Source organism: Shewanella amazonensis SB2B (assembly GCF_000015245.1).
GTDB classification, from domain to species: domain Bacteria; phylum Pseudomonadota; class Gammaproteobacteria; order Enterobacterales; family Shewanellaceae; genus Shewanella; species Shewanella amazonensis.
On sequence record NC_008700.1, the window covers coordinates 2,132,140 to 2,150,182 of the forward strand.

Sequence of the window (18,043 nt, forward strand, 5' to 3'; positions counted from 1 at the left end):
CTGTTTAAATTCACCGTTTGAGAAAAGCCAATGAATCCCTACCAAGCGCCACTCGGCGAGATGCGTTTTTTGCTGGAACATGTATTTAATGCCCAAGCGACCTGGCAAGGTCTTGCGTCCCTCGACGGCATGGTTGATATGGATACCGCACTGGCGATTTTAGAAGAAGCCGCCAAACTGAACAGCGAATTGGTTCATCCTATCAACCGTGCTGGTGATGAAGAGGGCGTTGGCTTCAGTGACGGTAGGGTAACCACGCCCAAGGGTTACAAAGAGGCCTATAACGCCTTTGTTGAAGGCGGCTGGGTTGGCCTTAGCGGTGACCCGGAATATGGCGGCATGGGGATGCCCAAGATGCTCGGCGTGCTGGTCGACGAAATGGGCTACAGCGCCTGTAACGCATTTAATCTCTATGGCTCACTGACTGCAGGGGCGGCGCTGGCCATTAATGCTCATGGTACAGAAGAGCTTAAGAGCACCTATTTGCCCAAGCTCTACAGTGGTGAATGGGCTGGTGCTATGGATATGACAGAGCCACAGGCGGGTTCCGATCTTCGTCATATCCGCACTCGCGCAGAGCCCCAGGAAGACGGCAGTTATCTGATAACAGGCAGTAAAATCTTTATTACCGGTGGCGATCAGGACTTGACTGAAAACGTTATCCACTTGGTGCTGGCAAAGATTAGCGGCTCCAACACTCTGTCGCTGTTTTTGGTTCCCAAAATCGGCGTCGATGACCAGGGGAATCTGACGGAGCCCAACGGTGTTTCTGTGGGCAGCATAGAGCACAAGATGGGGCTTAAGGGCTCGGCGACCTGCGTTATGAACTTCGACAGTGCCCGTGGTTGGCTTATTGGCCGCGAAAACAAAGGGCTCGCCTGTATGTTCACCATGATGAACTATGAGCGCCTTGCCATCGGTATTCAGGGGCTTGGCAGTGCACAGGCTGCGGTGCAAATGGCATCTGACTATGCCAGGGAGCGTTTGCAGGGGAATGCCGTTGGCAGCACGGCAGCGGCCGATCCCATTTTGGTCCATGGCGATGTTCGCCGTATGCTGCTCACCACCCGGACACTTACCGATGCCGGCCGGGCACTCGCCGTACACACAGGCAAGCAATTGGATTTGGCCAAGTTCGCCGATGATGACGCCGTTAAAACCAAGGCGGGGCGTTATGTGGGACTTTTGACCCCGGTGGCAAAGGCCTTTTTAACTGACCGAGGCCTGGATATCACCATCATGGCGCAGCAGGTATTTGGTGGCCATGGTTATATCCGTGAAACCGGGATTGAGCAGCTGGTGCGTGACACCCGTATTGCCCAGATTTACGAGGGTACCAACGGCATTCAGGCCATCGACTTTTTGGGCCGTAAAGTCACAGGCGATAATCTGGCGACGGTTAAGGAGTTTATCGCCGAGCATATTGAGGTGCTCAGTGATACCTGTGACAAGGCCAATTCACTCAGAGTGGGTTTCGCAGATTTCGTCGCTGTAGCGACCTGGATTAACGATAATAAGTTAAGCCGTCCTGCGTTGATCAATTCGGTGGCAGTAGAGATGCTGGATGCTTTTGGTTATCTGCTCTATGGCTATTATCACTTGCTGATGCGTGATGCGGCCCGCGCCGCCGACAGTGAGTTTGCTGCCGCAAAAGCGGCTTACTGTGACTATTACTTTGCCAAGCTGATGCCTCGAGCAGACGCACTGCTGCGGGCCGCAAAAGCCGGTGATGAGCTTTTGATGTCACTGCCTGAAACCTGTTTCTAAGCCGTTTCCGATCAGGATTAGATGACAGCGATATAAAAAAGGGCCGCCAGAAGGCCCTTTTTACTTTGTCTTTGTCATTGATTAAACGGGCTATTGAGCTTGGGTGTGCTGCACCACCCAAAAGCAGCTCTCTGATACTCATGCTTCATCATTTTTGTGCCGACATGATCTGTGGTTCGTGCTGTAACAGGGCTTTAAGTAAGGTGGCGGCAAATCCCGGTTTACGTTTGCCGTTTTGGCTTTCAGGCTCTACCAACCCGTTCTCAAGTACCACAAAAGCGTATTCCCTATCACCACTGCGTAAAAAGCCCGCCAGGTTTGACACACCTTGCATACTGCCGGTTTTAGCCTGAACCCGGTCTTTTAACGGCAGCGAATTGAAACCGCGTTTGTAAAGCAGCGTGCCGTCTTTTCCTGACACTGGTAGCCCATCTTTGAGGGAGGCGTATGCTTCTGTGTGATGGATCAACAGAAGTGTTTGCATTAATTGGCGGGCATTAAGCAGGTTGTAGCGTGATAAGCCAGAGCCATCAACCAGATTGGCGCTGGACAGGTCAACGCCGAGCAAGGTCAAATTGGCTGCCATTTCCTTACTGCCCTGATAGAAGTCTGACTCATCCTGCCCCTTGCGCTTACCCAATTGCTTAAGGAGCGCATCGGCAATCAGGTTATCCGACTCTTTGAGCATTTCACTCAGCAAGGAGTCCATGGTCGCCGACTGATGGTCAGCAATCAGGTGGGCATTGGCAGGCAACGTATGTAAACGCTTGGGTGTGTGGGAGTTGAATCCGGCAGCTTTCAAAAGGCCTGCAACCTTTTCCTGTAACCACGCATCTGTGTCTGTCACTGCAATGGATAAGGGAAGGGCTTGTTTGCCGCTGTAGCAGCCATGGAGCAGGTAGCGGTTAGGTCCCACAACCGACAGGTGAGGGCTGCATTCTTTGAAGCTGGCCCCAGGTCGATAGTTCAGCTGATTTTCAATGGATATTGCTGCATCTTTTGCCAATCTCACGTAGGTGCCATCACCTTTTTCGGTTGGTCGCAATGATGCCTTAACGCAATTTTTATCGAGACTGAACTCGGCAACGGGTGAGGCGTAGCAAACCCCCAGGTCGTCCCAAACCCATCCGGGTGCCTTATCGCTCTTATCGACGGCAGAAACCAGATAAACCTGATTAATGGTGCGTACGCCTTGCTGTTTAAGGCTACCAAGCAGGGCGCTGAGCTCGGCGCTGGTGAGCAGTGGGTCGCCGCTAAAGCCAATATAGAGGCGCTCGAGCACAGGAGGTTTAAACCCCTGAACAAAAAGCTGGGTATGAAAGCGAAAATCCGGCCCGAGGGTATGCTGCGCCGCCAATGCCAGCAGCAACTTTTGCACACTGGCAGGCAACATGGCGCGTTCGCTGTTATCGCTGATAATGACCTGCTGGGTTTTCAGATCGACGGCAAGTACGGCGACGTTGGTTTGTTTGGGCTTGATGGCAAGGTACCAGGCAGGGGCAATATCCTTCAGCGGAGAAAGCGAACTGGCGGGCGGGATGGAAGATGGGGTATCAGCGAAAAAGGCAGGCTCTGCGCCGCGCTCCTCTTTGATAGGCGTGGGTTCTGGCAAGAGCGGCTCGACAAGCGCGTTATCGGGCACCTCAGTTGCTTCCAATGGTTGACCACTTGCTGAAGGAGACGCTGTCACCGTGCTTTCCACATCAAGGGAAAGCCAGGGAGTGGCTCCTACCCCAAATGCAAATGATATCGATAGTCCTGCCAGGGAGCGAACGAGCGCCTTTGTCATTTTGGTAGCCTGTAAACCCTTCATGCTGCATCCTTTTTGAGGTTTTATCCAAAACCCGGTGGCAGTTCTATCCATTGACTCTTGCAGATATTGGCGCTCAGCTTTGATCGCGGGGATCGTCTTTTTCCATTAATCGATAGAATCGCAGGGTAATAAAGAGCACCAGAGCGATAAACAGCGGCAGCACCAAAATGCCCAGTTCAGTTTTGTAGTGGAACAAGACAAAGGCGCCAACAAGGGCCAGTGTTACGGTGAACAGGATTTGCAGGTTAGGGCGATTCATGGTTGTTCCGTAGACAATAGCTTTGATGTGGTCACTATAGCAAAAGCCGATTAAGGGCGTAACAGCAGTAGCTGCTAAGCCGGGCGGCTGTCACCTATTGAACAAAAGTTGGTCGGAATTTTCATCAGGCATGGCTATGATGGCAAAAATGCTTGCCCCAAAGGGCGCTTATCGGTAATTTCTAGCCCTTAATCGACAAGGACCCTCTATGCCTCATCTCAGAATTCGTGGCCTTGCATCTGACGCTGTGGCCCGATTAAGCCGTGAATTGCCAGCACGACTGGCCGCCATAACGGCGACAGAGGTGTCAAGTTACACTATGGAGTGGATCCCCAGTCAATTTTTCCAACAGGGAGAGGCATGCCAACCACTGGTCATGGTGGAGGTGCTTTGGTTTCAACGGAATGAATCAACGCAGGACGACATGGAAGCCTGCATTCGTGAACACCTTTTGGCTGAAACCCAATTGAGTGTTGCCGTTATTTTTATTGGGTTGGACAAGCGGGGTTATTACCGTGATGGCCGGCACTTCTAAGGAGACAGATCTTGGTTGAAAAGCTGCAAGGCATTGCCCTTCAACCTGAGCAGCTCAAGTGGCTGCTGACCCCTCAGGATTTCAAATCTTGTCTGCTCGAGCGTATTGCATCGGCCAAACAGGTCATTTATATCGCGGCTCTCTATCTTGAAGACGACGAAGCGGGCAGGGAAGTTATGGACGCTTTGCTCGCTGCCAAAGCCGCCAATCCATCGCTGGATATCAAGGTGTTGGTCGACTTTCACCGAGCGCGTCGCGGGCTTATCGGTCATAAGGGGGACAGCGGTAATTATCTGATGTACCGCCGTGTGATGGAAAATCACCCCGGCGCCTTTGGGATTTACGGCGTGCCGGTAAAAGCCAAAGAGTTTATGGGTGTATTGCATCTCAAAGGCTTTATTATCGATGATGCCGTTATCTACAGTGGTGCCAGTCTTAATAATGTCTATTTACATCAGGCAGATAAGTATCGTTTCGACCGTTATCATCTGATTGAAAACCCCGCACTTGCCTTAAGCATGCGCTCGATGATTGATAACTATCTGCTCGCGGACCCTGCCGTCAGCCTGCTGACACAGCCGGCAGAAGACGAAGTGTTGCCGCAAAAGGTGGATGTACGCACGTTTAAACAACGTTTGTGTGAAGCGCAATATCAGTTTGAGGGCGTCTCCCGTGGCAACAGGGTAACCCCACTTGTTGGGCTTGGCAGCAAGCACAATGCCTTGAATAAGTCGGTGATTTCACTGGTTGAGAGTGCCCGCTCCGAACTCTTTATCTGTACGCCTTACTTCAATCCGCCCCGGGTGTTGGTGCGCGCGCTGGTAAAGCAGCTTAGAAACGGCGTTAAAATCGATATCGTGGTGGGGGATAAGACTGCAAACGACTTCTTTATCCCTCCGGAGAAAGAGTTCAACACCATTGGTGCGTTGCCTTATTTGTATGAGCAGTCACTGCGCAAGTTTGCCAAACGTCAGCAGTGGGCCATAGAGGCTGGATTGCTCAATATCCACCTGTGGAAACACGATAACAACAGTTATCACCTCAAGGGGATAAGCGCGGATAACCGCCGCCATCTGATCACAGGTTCAAACCTGAATCCTCGTGCCTGGGCACTGGATCTGGAAAATGGTCTGCTGGTACAGGATGAAACGGGTGTGTGGCAGCAAAGTTTTGCCCAGGAGCAGGCTCATATTCTCAATCACACACAAAGGCTGTATCACTACAGTCAGGTTGATACGCTGCATCATTATCCCGTACCGGTTAAAAAAATCATGAATCGCATCCGCAGGCTTAAGGCTGATATTTTGCTGCGTCGTATCCTGTAATTGCGATAAGTCTGTTCACGAAAAAGCCGGCTATATTGCCGGCTTTTTTATTGCACCAATTCAAACGCCATACCTCAAATACTGGGGCAAAGTAATGCGAACTCGCGTATTATGCTCCGCCCCGGTAGTGTGAGCCGGGATAGCAACTATCACCCTTGCCAGTTTCGGAGCGTCATTCACCATGGTTAATGAGAACAAGGAACACGCGGTACACAGGCTGTATCGGTATCGCAAATCCATATCATCAAAACCATTCACTGCACGGGGCAAGAATTTACGCAGATGTGAGCAATGTCTACTGGGGGAGCAGTTTTGCACTTGTGAATATCGCTCACAGCTAAATACCAATACCGCCTTTATGTTGCTGATGTACGACGATGAAGTGCTCAAGCCGACCAATAGTGGTCGCTTGATTGCCGATCTGATACCCGACACCTGGGCCTTTTTGTGGAGCCGTACCCAGGTAGATGAAGAGGTGTTGGCGCTGATAAAGCATCCCGACTTTATGCCTTTTGTCGTTTTTCCCGGGGAATATGCCTCACCTGAGCAAGTAGTACATCAGACCATTAACGACGAGATGTTAGGGGGTAAACGGCCACTCTTTATCATGCTGGATGGCTGCTGGCGGGAAGCGGTGAAGATGTTTCGAAAGAGCCCGTATTTGGCCGGCTTGCCACTGCTGTCATTCGATGCCGGTGAACTTGCGCGATACGCCCTTCGCAAAGGGCAGCGGGATTTTCAGTTTGGTACAGCAGAAGTAGCGGCCATGGTTTTGGGGGCGATGGGGGAAAGCCACAACAGTGAGCAGCTTGCCACCTGGTTTGATTTGTTTGTGGAGTCAACCCTGCTGGGACGCAACCGCAGACCCGGCGCCTGCCTCGATGAGCGCTATCGCCTGATTGCCAGATTCAGTGAGGGGCAAACCCCGGTTTCTGGCTGAGATGCTGACTTGGTCGGAGCGACAAGATTCGAACTTGCGACCCCTGCCTCCCGAAGGCAGTGCTCTACCGGACTGAGCTACGCTCCGAAACCATATAAAAAACATACCGCTGTCTCAGTGACTTCACAAGATGACAAATAAGATGGCAAATAAAGAATAAAAAACACCGGCCAAGTCCGGTGTTTTTTATTTTGGCGGGAGCGATATCCGGGGGCTCAGTTCAGACACCCGGGCTCCAATTTCTGTTTACACGCCCACTTCGGTGCCATCAACTTTTGAGATAACCACAGTGGCTGCCCTTGGCCTGATGCTAATACCGGCCGGGGTAATCTGGGTAGCATCGTCACTGTAAGGCCAGTTGCCGGGGTGCTGGATATTGGCAAACAGGCTTTGATAATCAGGGCTGAAGGCTACACCTGTCACTTCACAGTCGTTGGGACCCACGAAGAAACGGCGCAGTTCCATTTGGTTATCGGCGCGAAGTGGTTTTTGATTGCCCTCTGCGTCGAGCAACCTGGAGGGCACCACAGCCAGCATCTGGTCGTTGGTGTGTTCAGTCACTTCCTTGGCTCCGTTGTCGGTTTGTACCCACATGATGCCACGTGGGTCAAATGCCAGGCCGTCCGGGCTTGCAAACTGGTTCTCATCGGTCAGGCCACTGAGATTGGTTTCACTGTCACCGTTGGCCGGAGAACCAAAGACAAAGATATCCCAACTGAATTCGGTATCAGAGGCGCCTTCATTCCAACGAATGATGTGACCAAAGCTATTTTTCAAGCGGGGGTTGGCCGGATTGGCTTCGGTGCGTCGGGTATTGTTTGTCAGCGTCAGGTACACACTGCCGGTGAAGGGGTCGACAGCACACCATTCTGGGCGATCCATTGGGGTCGCCCCCACCAGATCGGCTGCTCCTGCAGTGTTGACTATGATGTCTGCAAGTGTCCCCAAATGCTCACCCAGGGTTTTGCCATCGGTGGTGACAGTTCCCGGCACCAATGGCAACCACTCGCCCTGGCCATCCTCATCGAAGCGTGCGACGTAGAGGGTACCGTCATTCATGTACTTATCACCGGTAGCAATGCGGTTGCTGCTGTTGGCATCGGCCTCAGACCAAAGTGCATCTGATACGTACTTGTAAAGATACTCAAAGCGGGAATCGTGCCCTGAGTAGAACACAACGGGCTTACCCTCTTCGAGTTTACCGAAGGTGCACCCTTCATGGCGGAAGCGACCCAGGGCCGTACGTTTGATACCGCGCTGATTAGGACTGTAGGGGTCGATTTCAACGATATAGCCGTGACCATTGGCTTCATTGCGGTAATCGTAGAGGGCACTTATTCCGGTTGGGGTGATGTCGAAGCGGCTGAATTCATCTGCCCGCTCTTCATCGTGGCCGGCAAAGTGGTTCCATCCGTAGCGGGTGTCCTTGGTTGCAACACCGATACGGGCGTTGGCGGCAGACATTTCGCCTTTGTTGACGAAGTATTCTGGCCAGTTTTCTTCACAGGTCAGGTAGGTGCCCCAAGGGGTTGAACCGTTACCGCAATTGTTCAGGGTACCTCGGGTCTGACTGCCATCGGGCGAGAAAGCGGTAACCAGATGATCGCTGTATGCAACAGGGCCTGACATATCAAATGTGGTAGCACCGGTAAAACGGCGGTTATGGGGATCGTTTTTAATGACTTCCCATACGCCATTGGTGCGTTTGATACGTACCACAGTCACGCCGTGAGCGTTGATTTCCTTGCGCACTTCATCAAGGATGGTGCGAAGGCCCGTGACCGGGTCAACACTAGGGCCAGTTGGATGCAGTGCATCTGGTTCAATGTATTCATGGTTGATGCACAGCAGACCATCGTCGGCGGCATCATTCAGTGGGAAAAAGTGCATACCGTCGTGGTTCTGCCCCACTGCATTGGCCTGATCGTCCGACGTATTACTGCCATCGTCTTTCCAGGGGGCAGCCTTATCATTCAACGGGGTTCCCCAGGGTGCCAGCACCTGAGCTCTGTAGCCTTGGGGAATGGAAACGCCATCGGTGAGCGAACCGGGAATGGAGTCAAAGCCCAGAGTGATGTCTGACTGGGTTGGTGGAGGGAGTGGTGTTGGTGTGGTCACTGGAGGCGTTACCGGGCTTGAATCACTGCCACAGCCTGCGAGGCCCAAACCCGCAAATGCGGTCATGGCGCCAAGGCCCAGACCGCTTTTTACAAAGTTGCGGCGAGAAAGATGACGGTCCAGCACCTCGGCAAATGGGGTATTGTTGCTTTGGTTAAAACAATTTGGATTATGGGTAGCCTTGCTCATGATCGCTCCGATAAGACATTGTAATATTGGCTTAATTCGAGACGACAAGTTAGTGGTGTTAAATGACGTTTGTGTGTATTAAGTATGACAATTGAATGAAAGAGGGGCTCTCGTTGAGCCTATACTCTTGTTATCACAATAGGTAAGGATGAACCTATGGAAGACTCGACCGTAATGTTGCAAATTCACCACCGTCTCGAACCAGGCTGCCTTGGCCCTGATGGCGTGAACCATGTGGAGGCCTTTTGTGGTTTGGCACAAAAGGCGATGCAGCAATTGTCACCGGGGATATGCCGCTGGCAATTGGAGCCCCGTTATGACAAGCGTCTTGCCGAAATGAGTTATTTCCTGGGGGCCAAACAACTCACCCGCGAACAGGCAGGCAAGTATTTGCAACTCTTTGGCGAGGATATCGAGTCTTTTGAAGAACGGTTTCACGACAGGCTCACTCAACTCATCCATCAATATCTCGCGCGCAAGCCCTGAGGTCCGGATAAATCGCATCTTTATTTGCCACAGACACTCCGGGTTGGAGCTTATACAGGCGGTGGCCTGTCATCCGGATGTGCGGCCTGCCGTACCGGGTTTTATTTCAAGCATGCAACTTTGCTGCAGCCCTTGCCAGAGACGGATATGGTGCCTTACAGCGGCTTTTATCTCTTCGCTGATGCCGCCGTCGCTGAAGTAATATTCCACTTGGGCTTGCCACTCGCTGCCTTTAAACAGCGATTGCATATGGGACGAAAGCGCAAATTGGCTCTCACTGTATACGCCAAGATAGGGCTGAATTTTACCAATAAAATATTTCGTCAAAACATTGAGAAGAATTTCCTGACGGGCGGGGTTGTGACCCGGTGTACATCGCATCAATCGATGGCCGTCCAGGCGCTGGTTAAGTCTTTGCAGAGCCCTTAAATGTGCGTCCATACCTGCCATGTAGCGCGCTAAATAATCGTTTTTGCTAAGGGACTTCACTGCTTGGCTTAAAGCCATGACGTCGACAGAGTCCACATTGTCAGCCTCCATCGCACGGCGGATCGCAACCAGAGTGTGCAGGTGCTGCTGAGTGTCGGAAAGCCCTGCATTGCCACTTGCGGTATCCAGACCAATTCCCTTCACAAACAGGTGTTGCCGTATGTCATCATCGTTTTCCAAAAACCAGATAAAAGTTTCATGCACTGTGGATTGCTTGCGCTCGAGCTCATCAGCAAGTTTGCCGCTCAGTAGGTTATCGTCCTGCAACGTTGCTATACATTCCGGTGCGGCCTGAATGAATTCAATCTCATAGACAAGCCGGATGGCAGGTTCAGCCACCTTTCCAAGACCACTGTTGTGGTTGGCGATAAGGCCGCCGAGCTTGCAATGCCCAAGTCTGCCAAGTTCCAGTAGACCAATGGCGCCACCTTGATGTAATCCGCGCTTTTGGGGCAGGGGAAATCGGGGGATTGTCGTTGCTGAAAAGGGCATTTCATCAGGTGACCCATCTCCCAGGACTCTGGCAAGACGTTGTTCATAATCTTCCCACAGGGCATCGGCGCCACTGGGAGTGCAAGCTTGCAACACACTACAAAGCACCGGGAGTAAACACAGGATCTTTAGCCTTGCAGCGCTTCGCGTAAACCTTGATAAAACGGCCACCGGACATTGCCTCTATTGAAACGGATACCATTAAACCCAGGTAAGCCTGAGTATGTTAACTATACGCACCTGGCATGATATTCGGTCAAGCACACATGAAAGAGACAGGCACTGCCTTGTGTTTCAGCTTCTGTGCTGAGCACTGAGTGGCGGATATTGAAAAGTGTCGATGGTGGCCAAAGGCACGCATCTGCAAGGTGAAATAAAAAAGGCAGTCTTAGCTGCCTTTTTCATAAAGAATGGACTGACGCTTTATTGGTTCTTGCCCTCTGGCAAGGTCATTACCCTGTTGTTACGGAATACGTTTAGCTCGCGTCCATCTGACAGTGCTTCGCCCGCAACTGTCTCCTGTGTTCCCCGTGACGGCGCATACTGAGCGACAGCGGCAGCAGGACAACTGCCATCAAGTCGATATTGCAGCGCGGCCGCCAACATGGCTTCGGCGGGATCGCCAAGCTGCTTGGTGAAATCGTCTGCCATGTTACAGCCATTCACTGGCTCGCCACTCAGGACCGGAGAGTTTCTCGGCTCAAAGCCGTCAGCATAGTCACCAAAGCCTTTGTCATTTTCACCGCGGAACTGGATGGAGAAATAAGTGGTACCGCAGTTATCTGTAGGATAAAAACCGTAGGGTTTACCACAGGTACGGTTACCAATCTGCACGACATCCAGGTCGATGCCTCTAAGTCCGTTGATAATGGCTTCGGAGGCAGAGCAGGTAGCGGCTGTTGTCAATACAAATACCCGGCCCAGTCCCAAATACGGGAGTGCTTGACCCTGACTGTAAGAAAAGCCCACGCCGGTATTAATAAAGGGCATGGGTACCAGTGCCTGGCCAGTTACTGGGTTGGTGCTGGTGTGCTTGTCGTTGAAGGTGGTGTTTTCAAATATTTTGTTTGAGGTTCTGCTCGGGCCGGCAATCATATAGCCAAGCTGGCTGGCAATGGCAAGCAAACCACCACCGTTATAACGCACGTCCAGCACCAAATCTGTTACACCTTGCGCTTTGAGTGTGTCGATTGCACTCACCAACGCCCCTTCTGCGGTGGCGATATGACTATTGAACTGCAGATAGCCAACCTTGCCTGACGTTGTCGTGATAGCTTTGACATTTTGCACCGGAACCTGAGTCACGGTATTGGCGGTCAGCGAAACGGTTTTTTCTTCACCATTCACGTCACGAATTTTAAAGGTGGATGCCTTGCCTTTTTCAGTGGGGAAAAACGCGGCGTTTAACGCATCCACATCATTGCTGTAAACCACATCGACGCCATTGGCTTCCAAAAACTCGGCGCCGCGAAGAATTCCGGCATTGGCCGCCTGGCTGCCCGGCTCGGTATAGGCAGCCACGATCTGCCGGGGAGGGGATGCCTTGAGCAGCTGGAACTCGACACCATAACCCAAAGATTCACCCGAGTTGGACAAGGCCTCCCATTCTTCGGTAGACATCGATCCATGGAACCTGTCTTTATTGGCGCCACTGGCGGTCTTTTGGGTTGTTTTCAGCTGGTCAAAATAGGCCGCTGTGGTGTAATTGTTTGGGTCATTGTCGGGAACTTCGCTGTACCAGAGGTAGGTTTCATTGGTCCAGGAACGCAGCCACATTTTCTCATGGAGGGCGGTTCCGGTTTTATCACTGGTACCGCTGCGGGGATTGGCGCAGAAATTTTTATAAACGCCGGCATCGGCAAATGTTCCCTGTACCCAGGTGATGTCGCCTGTCGTACCACCGTTATTGCCACCGGAACCATTGTCACCGGATGAAGAATCACCGCCGCCACCGGAGCAGGCTCCAAGGGTGAGCATCAGGGCAATTGCCACACTGCTTTTGCGTAGGTACAGCATATCCAAAACTCCTTTTTCGTATTAATGCCGATTAAAATCAGCCGTTTATTTTGCTCATAATATCACTTATCAGTTGATGTGCCAGCTTGCAATCCCGCTCGGACAAACGCCCTATACTGTCTTGCAGCCAAGGTCTGAGTTTATCTTGTTCCGAGAGTCCAAGTTGGTTCGCAAGTTCATTGGCCTTGTGTTTGAGCGATTGGATCTGCCGTTCATCGGCATCCCTGGTCTGCAGGCCAATCGTACGCTCAACACCGCTGAGGGCATAGGTATACACCATCACCGCCTGGCCAAGATTGAGTGATGGATAGTCACCGGCAAGGGGAACATAGCTGAAGAGATCGCACTGGGAGAGTTCCTGATTCGATAGGCCGCTGGACTCGCGCCCGAACACCAACGCCATGGATTGCGCGCCGGACTGCCCAAGAGTGATGGCAAGTTCTTCCGGGTTGAGAAAAGTGCGGGGGCTGCCTCGCTCCCTGGCGGTCGTGGCGATGAGCAAATCAAACTCTGCGCGCAGGTCATCGAAGGAGTCCAACACCCGCGCATTATCGAGTATGTCTGTTGCGCCATGGGCAACCCAGCGCGCCTCATCCTCCAGATGTGGCTGGCTGCCGATTAAGATCAGCTGCGTAAATCCCATGGTTTTCATGGCACGGGCCGCAGCGCCTACGTTTGCCGCGCGGGCGGGTTCTACAAGTACAACGGACAACATTACAACTAAACTCTCCAGTACAGCATTATCTTGTTGAGAGTATATCGGTAAAGCCGTGTTAGCCCGAGCTTTTTTAGGCAGGCGGTAAATGCGTTTATTGTGGACTTGGTGCAAAGTGAGGTTGGTCATATGGTCAATCACCGTTGCCATAACCTACGGGTATCTTTATGCCAATAAAAAAGCCGCATATGTGCGGCTTTTCGTTTATCGTGCGTGAATTGTATCTCGTCTGGCTATTGGCTAAGTCCGGCCAAAATCAGTTTTTAGAGGTGTTGAACACAGTATCAGCCCGCCATACGCGGTACTTAAGCTCAGCACCCTCAGGAATATAAAACACCATCGGCAGCTTGCTGTTGTAAGCAAACTTGTAGTCGCCAGGTATGCGCACAAAGGCTTCTGTCTTGGCTTTATCGAAACAGGCCATCATGGTGCTTGGACCCTCACCAATTTCGGTGACTTCATAGTAGTTGTAGCCCCATCCCTGAAGATCTCTGGTTTGCAGCTCGCCTCTGAGGCCATGTTTGTTACAGTCCACCAGCTTGGTTTGGCCGATTTGCACTTCCACCATGTAATTACCCTCATTTTCAAGGGCAGGCAGGGTCAGGATGTGCTGCACCATACCGGCAGCGGGGGCCGGAAACATCTTGCTGGCTTCCTGCGCCTGATAATCGGCAGAGGTAAAGTGCTGGGCGGTGATCATGTTTTGATTTACCCCGTCAGGATGCGCCGGCGAAGTGGCATGGGCAACTGACAGGGTTGCCAGTGAAAAGAGGCCGGTCAACATCAGATTTTTAACAGAAAAGGCTTTTTGCATAATAGCTCCTTGATAGGGGATATCCCCAAAAAGTCATCGGGCTTGATACCCGCTGTATTCCTGTAAACGAGGCTAATTCGAAAAAGGGTTAAAGCCCATGAAAAAAATTTATTTTCGTCTTTCGTGTTACGAATTGCTGGTTAATTCACATTTCAAATAGTTTGAAGTTCAAACTAATTTAATTCACACTGAAAACACGCTAACGTTCATCCATCAATTACTCAACATGCCATCGTCTATGAATGCCAAACCCTTTCACTCTGTTGCCCATTGGCAGCACAGTCATGACTTTTTTAAACACAACGATGCTGGTGAACGCAGTACCCGGATAGTCCTGGTGCTGACACTGGTGACCATGGTGGCCGAGATCCTCGCTGGCACCGTGTATGGCTCCATGGCCTTACTGGCGGACGGTTGGCATATGGGCACCCACGCCGCAGCTTTCCTTATCACCCTGTTTGCTTACCGCTATGCACTGAAACATAAAGATGACCCGGCATTTGCCTTCGGAACAGGCAAGGTAAGTGTGCTCGGCGGCTTTGCCAGTGCGGTTGCGCTGGGCTTAGTTGCGCTGATTATGGTGATAGAATCTGCGGTACGCCTGATATCGCCCCATCAAATTGCCTTTGATGAGGCCATACTGGTGGCGATTATTGGCCTGTCGGTCAACCTGCTCAGTGCGTTTCTATTGAAAGACCACCATCACCATCATCATCACCACCACGGGCACCATCATGAAGAGGATGACCATGAAACCCATTTGCATCATCATGAAGAAGGCAACTGCCATCATGATCACAGTCAAGTTGGTGCGGATCACCACAGCCATGAGCATCATGATCATGACCACGATCACCAGCATCATCACGGGCATCACGACCACAACCTGCGTGCTGCCTATTTGCACGTACTGGCCGATGCATTGACGTCCGTGCTCGCCATTGGTGCCTTGCTTGCGGGTAAATTCTTTGGTCTGGGCTGGCTCGACCCGCTAATCGGGATACTCGGCGCCATCATCATCGGCCGCTGGGCAGTAGGGCTTGTTAAAGACACGGGCCCCTTGCTGCTCGACGCTGACAACAACGAGAAATTACGGAAAAACGTGATTCGTCTGGTGGCAAGCGTGCCGGATCACGGGGTGTCCGATCTGCATCTGTGGCGTATCAGTGCCGATCATCGTGCCTGTATCCTGGGTGTTGTGAGCCATCAACCCAAGTCCAGTGACTACTTCGTAAAAAGGCTCAAGGACGAGTTGGGTCTGCACCATGTCACTGTTGAAGTACATTGCTGTGACTGCGAAGTCAGGCCCTCATCGCAGGACTGAAACCGAACCAGAACGTATGGTGCCGCGCCCACTATCAAGATTTCGGCGCAGCGCCGTGACAAGAAGGAAGCCTTAACCACATGGATATCAATCAGGATTTAAATCGGGCTCTGGTGGAGTTCTTTGAAGGCATGGCGGCCTGGGAGCATCAATTGGTGGAAGGCAGTGGTTTGTTGCTGCCGGTCATGCATACGCTGGAGCTACTGGGTCTTTACGGCCCCATGAGAATGACGGATTTGGCGCATAAGCTCAGCATCAGTACCGGCACTCTCACCGCCCGCATCGATCGCATGGAGAAAGAGGGGCTTGTTACCCGGATTGCCAATCCCGAAGACAGGCGCTCGCTGCTGATTGCGCTCACAGAGCAGGGCCTGGCGCACTTTTCTACCCACGATGAGGCACATCTTCATCTGACTGAAGATCTGATTGCGGCATTCAGTCCTGAAGATAAGCAAAACTTACTGGGCATGCTCGAGAAAATGAACCACCATTTCCGAAAGCCAGAATAGTTGCACAGTTTCGATTCGACATACTGGCTGCATCAGGTAAAACATCTGTAACAGACGCTTACACTTCATTCACAGGTAAAGTTGCCAAGCGGCGGAAAATCGCTAGTTTAGTGTCCTTGAAAACGTTAGTAACCAAGGACTCAATATGAATAAACGGATACTGCTTCTTGGCGCAGCCTCATTGCTGGCTTTCAATGCTGTAGCACAAGGGGACCCCTTCATTTGGCTGGAAGATGTCGAGGGTGAAAAAGCGCTTGCCTGGGTCAAAACCCAAAACGATCGCTCTCTTGCAGAGCTTAAAGCCGTCCCAGGTTATAACGCGTTGGTGGACAATGCACTGGATATCCTTAATGACAAGGCGCGTATCCCGTACGCGAGTCGCATTGGTGACCATCTCTATAACTTCTGGAAAGACGAAGCCAATCCCCGCGGCATTTACCGACGCACCACCATGGCGGAATACGTTAAAGACGCGCCTAAATGGGAAACCGTGCTCGATATCGATGCACTTGGTAAATCCGAAGGGGTGAACTGGGTATTCAAGGGCATGGACTGTCAGTATCCAAAGAATATACGTTGCCTGGTGTCCCTTTCCCGAGGCGGTGCCGATGCAGTGGAAATCCGCGAATTTGACCTCTCAACCTTAAGTTTCGTGCCTGCCGACAAGCAGGGTTTTTTCTTGCCGGAGGCCAAGTCCAGCACAAGTTGGATTGATGAAAACACCCTGTTTGTGGGTACCGATTTCGACGAAGGTGACGCCTGGACTGACTCTGGCTACCCGCGCAAGGTAAAGGTTTGGAAGCGGGGCACTGATCTGAAAGACGCCAAAGAAATTTATGCAGGCAACAAGGCATCGGTGGCGGCATCCGGTTACGTCATGTGGGATGATAAAACGCCACTGCAATTGGTATCTGAAGCCGAAACCTTCTACGAAGCCAGTTACAAGGCGCTCCTTGATGGCAAGCTGGTAGAGCTGCCGCTTCCCAAAGATGCCGAGCTCAAGGGCTTCTTCAAGGGCGATATTTTTGTTGAGCTTAAGAGTAAGCTCGAGCAGGGCAACAACAGTTTCCCACAGGGCGCCATTGTCTACACCAAGGCAGACAAGCTGCTGGCCGGAACGCCTGAGTTCGCACTCTTTGTAAAACCCGACGCCAATTCTTCCATCAGTCAGGTGACCTTTAGCCGCAACGCGGTACTGGTGAACTGGCTCGAAGACGTGAAGAGCAAATTGGTGCGTTATCATAAAGATGCCAAAGGCCAGTGGCAGGGCGAAGACGTTGGTTTCCCAAGCAATGGCAGCATCAGTGTGTTCGACAGCAGCCGCGACAGAGATGATCTGTTCGTAACCTATACCAGCTTCCTCGAACCTTCGACCCTGTACAGCGTTAACGCCGAAACCCTCAAGCGAGACTCGCTCAAGGCGATGCCTGCCCAGTTTGATGCGTCAAAGTTTGAGGCCAAGCAGTACTTTGCCACCAGTAAAGACGGTACCAAGGTGCCTTACTTTGCGGTGATGGCCAAGGACATCAAACTCGACAGCACCAACCCAACCCTGCTGTATGGCTACGGTGGTTTTGAGGTATCGCTGCGTCCTTTCTATTCTGCAACCACAGGTAAAAACTGGCTGGAGCAGGGCGGCGTTTATGTACTTGCCAACATTCGCGGCGGCGGTGAATACGGTCCCGGCTGGCACCAGGCTGCATTGAAGGAAAACCGTCATAAAGCCTACGAAGACTTTGAAGCCATTGCTGAAGATCTGATTAAGCGCAAAATCACTTCCCCGAAGCATCTGGGTATTCAGGGTGGCAGTAATGGTGGCCTGCTGATGGGGGCTGCCTTTACCCGCAGACCCGATTTGTACAATGCCGTGGTATGTCAGGTACCGCTTCTGGATATGAAGCGTTACAACAAACTGTTGGCAGGCGCCAGCTGGATGGGCGAGTACGGCAACCCGGATATCGCCGCCGAATGGGATTACATTAAAACCTTCTCCCCATACCATAACCTTAAAAAAGACGTCGAATATCCCAAAGTATTTTTCACCACATCCACCCGCGATGACCGTGTGCACCCAGGCCATGCCCGTAAAATGGTGGCCAAGATGGAAGACATGGGCATTGAGGTGCTGTACTTCGAAAACATGGAAGGCGGCCATGCCGGCGCGGCAGATAATAAACAAACTGCGGAACTAAATAGCCTGGCATATGCCTACTTATTGAAGCAGCTTAAGTTGTAACAGCCAAAATCCGGCT

15 protein-coding genes and 1 tRNA gene are annotated in these 18,043 nt (G+C 51.8%); 8 read left to right on the forward strand and 8 right to left on the reverse strand.

Annotated elements, in window-relative coordinates; all coding sequences use genetic code 11:
* Positions 1–30: 30 nt before the first annotated feature.
* Entirely contained in the window at positions 31–1,767 is a 1,737-nt protein-coding gene (locus SAMA_RS09085; RefSeq protein ID WP_011759856.1) for an acyl-CoA dehydrogenase, read from the forward strand.
* Between the two features lie 148 nt (positions 1,768–1,915).
* On the opposite strand, the gene dacB is transcribed toward SAMA_RS09085, so the two are convergent.
* Together dacB and SAMA_RS09095 are read right to left on the reverse strand one after the other, a co-directional pair.
* Entirely contained in the window at positions 1,916–3,457 is a 1,542-nt protein-coding gene (dacB, locus tag SAMA_RS09090) for a D-alanyl-D-alanine carboxypeptidase/D-alanyl-D-alanine endopeptidase (RefSeq protein WP_198134306.1), read from the reverse strand.
* 196 nt (positions 3,458–3,653) lie between these two features.
* Entirely contained in the window at positions 3,654–3,839 is a 186-nt protein-coding gene (locus SAMA_RS09095; protein WP_011759858.1) for a hypothetical protein, read from the reverse strand.
* Positions 3,840–4,047: 208 nt separating this feature from the next.
* Between SAMA_RS09095 and SAMA_RS09100 the strand changes: the two genes are divergently transcribed.
* From SAMA_RS09100 to SAMA_RS09110, 3 genes are all read left to right on the forward strand, one after another.
* Positions 4,048–4,374, forward strand: coding sequence for a DUF1904 domain-containing protein (locus tag SAMA_RS09100; protein ID WP_011759859.1), 327 nt, complete (start codon positions 4,048–4,050; stop codon positions 4,372–4,374).
* Positions 4,375–4,385: 11 nt separating this feature from the next.
* Entirely contained in the window at positions 4,386–5,699 is a 1,314-nt protein-coding gene (gene pssA, locus SAMA_RS09105; RefSeq protein ID WP_011759860.1) for a CDP-diacylglycerol--serine O-phosphatidyltransferase, read from the forward strand.
* 181 nt (positions 5,700–5,880) lie between these two features.
* Positions 5,881–6,639, forward strand: coding sequence for a tRNA-uridine aminocarboxypropyltransferase (locus SAMA_RS09110; RefSeq protein ID WP_011759861.1), 759 nt, complete (start codon positions 5,881–5,883; stop codon positions 6,637–6,639).
* Between the two features lie 10 nt (positions 6,640–6,649).
* Here the strand turns inward: SAMA_RS09110 and SAMA_RS09115 are convergent.
* Positions 6,650–6,726 (reverse strand) — tRNA-Pro (locus tag SAMA_RS09115).
* Between the two features lie 159 nt (positions 6,727–6,885).
* Positions 6,886–8,946, reverse strand: a complete 2,061-nt coding sequence (locus tag SAMA_RS09120) for a PhoX family protein (RefSeq protein ID WP_011759862.1) — start codon at positions 8,944–8,946, stop codon at positions 6,886–6,888.
* 156 nt (positions 8,947–9,102) lie between these two features.
* Here SAMA_RS09120 and SAMA_RS09125 point away from each other — a divergent pair, with 156 nt between their 5' ends.
* Positions 9,103–9,432, forward strand: a complete 330-nt coding sequence (locus tag SAMA_RS09125) for a hypothetical protein (protein ID WP_011759863.1) — start codon at positions 9,103–9,105, stop codon at positions 9,430–9,432.
* 69 nt (positions 9,433–9,501) lie between these two features.
* On the opposite strand, the gene SAMA_RS09130 is transcribed toward SAMA_RS09125, so the two are convergent.
* The 4 genes from SAMA_RS09130 to eco all read right to left on the reverse strand — a co-directional run bounded on the left by SAMA_RS09130 (position 9,502) and on the right by eco (position 13,958).
* A complete protein-coding gene (locus SAMA_RS09130) occupies positions 9,502–10,584 on the reverse strand; it encodes a DUF3080 family protein (protein WP_083766409.1) in 1,083 nt (360 codons plus the stop codon).
* 252 nt (positions 10,585–10,836) lie between these two features.
* Positions 10,837–12,429: a S41 family peptidase gene (locus tag SAMA_RS09135; protein ID WP_011759865.1), complete on the reverse strand. Its 1,593-nt coding sequence runs from the start codon at positions 12,427–12,429 to the stop codon at positions 10,837–10,839.
* Between the two features lie 37 nt (positions 12,430–12,466).
* Entirely contained in the window at positions 12,467–13,144 is a 678-nt protein-coding gene (locus tag SAMA_RS09140; RefSeq protein WP_011759866.1) for a tRNA/rRNA methyltransferase, read from the reverse strand.
* Positions 13,145–13,400: 256 nt separating this feature from the next.
* Positions 13,401–13,958 carry a serine protease inhibitor ecotin gene (gene eco, locus SAMA_RS09145; protein WP_011759867.1) on the reverse strand — a complete coding sequence of 186 codons (558 nt, stop codon included), beginning with the start codon at positions 13,956–13,958 and terminating at the stop codon, positions 13,401–13,403.
* Between the two features lie 238 nt (positions 13,959–14,196).
* On the opposite strand from eco, the gene SAMA_RS09150 reads away from it, so the two are divergent.
* The 3 genes from SAMA_RS09150 (at position 14,197) to SAMA_RS09160 (ending at position 18,027) form a co-directional block, all read left to right on the forward strand.
* Positions 14,197–15,282 (forward strand): cation diffusion facilitator family transporter, encoded by a 1,086-nt coding sequence (locus tag SAMA_RS09150; protein ID WP_232280530.1) that lies wholly within the window; start codon positions 14,197–14,199, stop codon positions 15,280–15,282.
* A gap of 80 nt (positions 15,283–15,362) precedes the next feature.
* Positions 15,363–15,791 carry a MarR family winged helix-turn-helix transcriptional regulator gene (locus SAMA_RS09155; protein WP_011759869.1) on the forward strand — a complete coding sequence of 143 codons (429 nt, stop codon included), beginning with the start codon at positions 15,363–15,365 and terminating at the stop codon, positions 15,789–15,791.
* Between the two features lie 145 nt (positions 15,792–15,936).
* Positions 15,937–18,027 (forward strand): prolyl oligopeptidase family serine peptidase, encoded by a 2,091-nt coding sequence (locus SAMA_RS09160; RefSeq protein WP_011759870.1) that lies wholly within the window; start codon positions 15,937–15,939, stop codon positions 18,025–18,027.
* The last annotated feature ends 16 nt before the right edge of the window (positions 18,028–18,043 follow it).

Coding starts and splice junctions, on each gene's coding strand:
- SAMA_RS09100 (WP_011759859.1), top strand. CDS start 4,048: ATGCCTCATCTCAGAATTCGTGGCCTTGCATCTGACGCTGTGGCCCGA.
- SAMA_RS09095 (WP_011759858.1), bottom strand. CDS start 3,839: ATGAATCGCCCTAACCTGCAAATCCTGTTCACCGTAACACTGGCCCTT.
- SAMA_RS09155 (WP_011759869.1), top strand. CDS start 15,363: ATGGATATCAATCAGGATTTAAATCGGGCTCTGGTGGAGTTCTTTGAA.
- SAMA_RS09125 (WP_011759863.1), top strand. CDS start 9,103: ATGGAAGACTCGACCGTAATGTTGCAAATTCACCACCGTCTCGAACCA.
- SAMA_RS09085 (WP_011759856.1), top strand. CDS start 31: ATGAATCCCTACCAAGCGCCACTCGGCGAGATGCGTTTTTTGCTGGAA.
- eco (WP_011759867.1), bottom strand. CDS start 13,958: ATGCAAAAAGCCTTTTCTGTTAAAAATCTGATGTTGACCGGCCTCTTT.
- SAMA_RS09160 (WP_011759870.1), top strand. CDS start 15,937: ATGAATAAACGGATACTGCTTCTTGGCGCAGCCTCATTGCTGGCTTTC.
- SAMA_RS09110 (WP_011759861.1), top strand. CDS start 5,881: ATGGTTAATGAGAACAAGGAACACGCGGTACACAGGCTGTATCGGTAT.
- SAMA_RS09150 (WP_232280530.1), top strand. CDS start 14,197: ATGAATGCCAAACCCTTTCACTCTGTTGCCCATTGGCAGCACAGTCAT.
- SAMA_RS09135 (WP_011759865.1), bottom strand. CDS start 12,429: ATGCTGTACCTACGCAAAAGCAGTGTGGCAATTGCCCTGATGCTCACC.
- SAMA_RS09140 (WP_011759866.1), bottom strand. CDS start 13,144: ATGTTGTCCGTTGTACTTGTAGAACCCGCCCGCGCGGCAAACGTAGGC.
- SAMA_RS09120 (WP_011759862.1), bottom strand. CDS start 8,946: ATGAGCAAGGCTACCCATAATCCAAATTGTTTTAACCAAAGCAACAAT.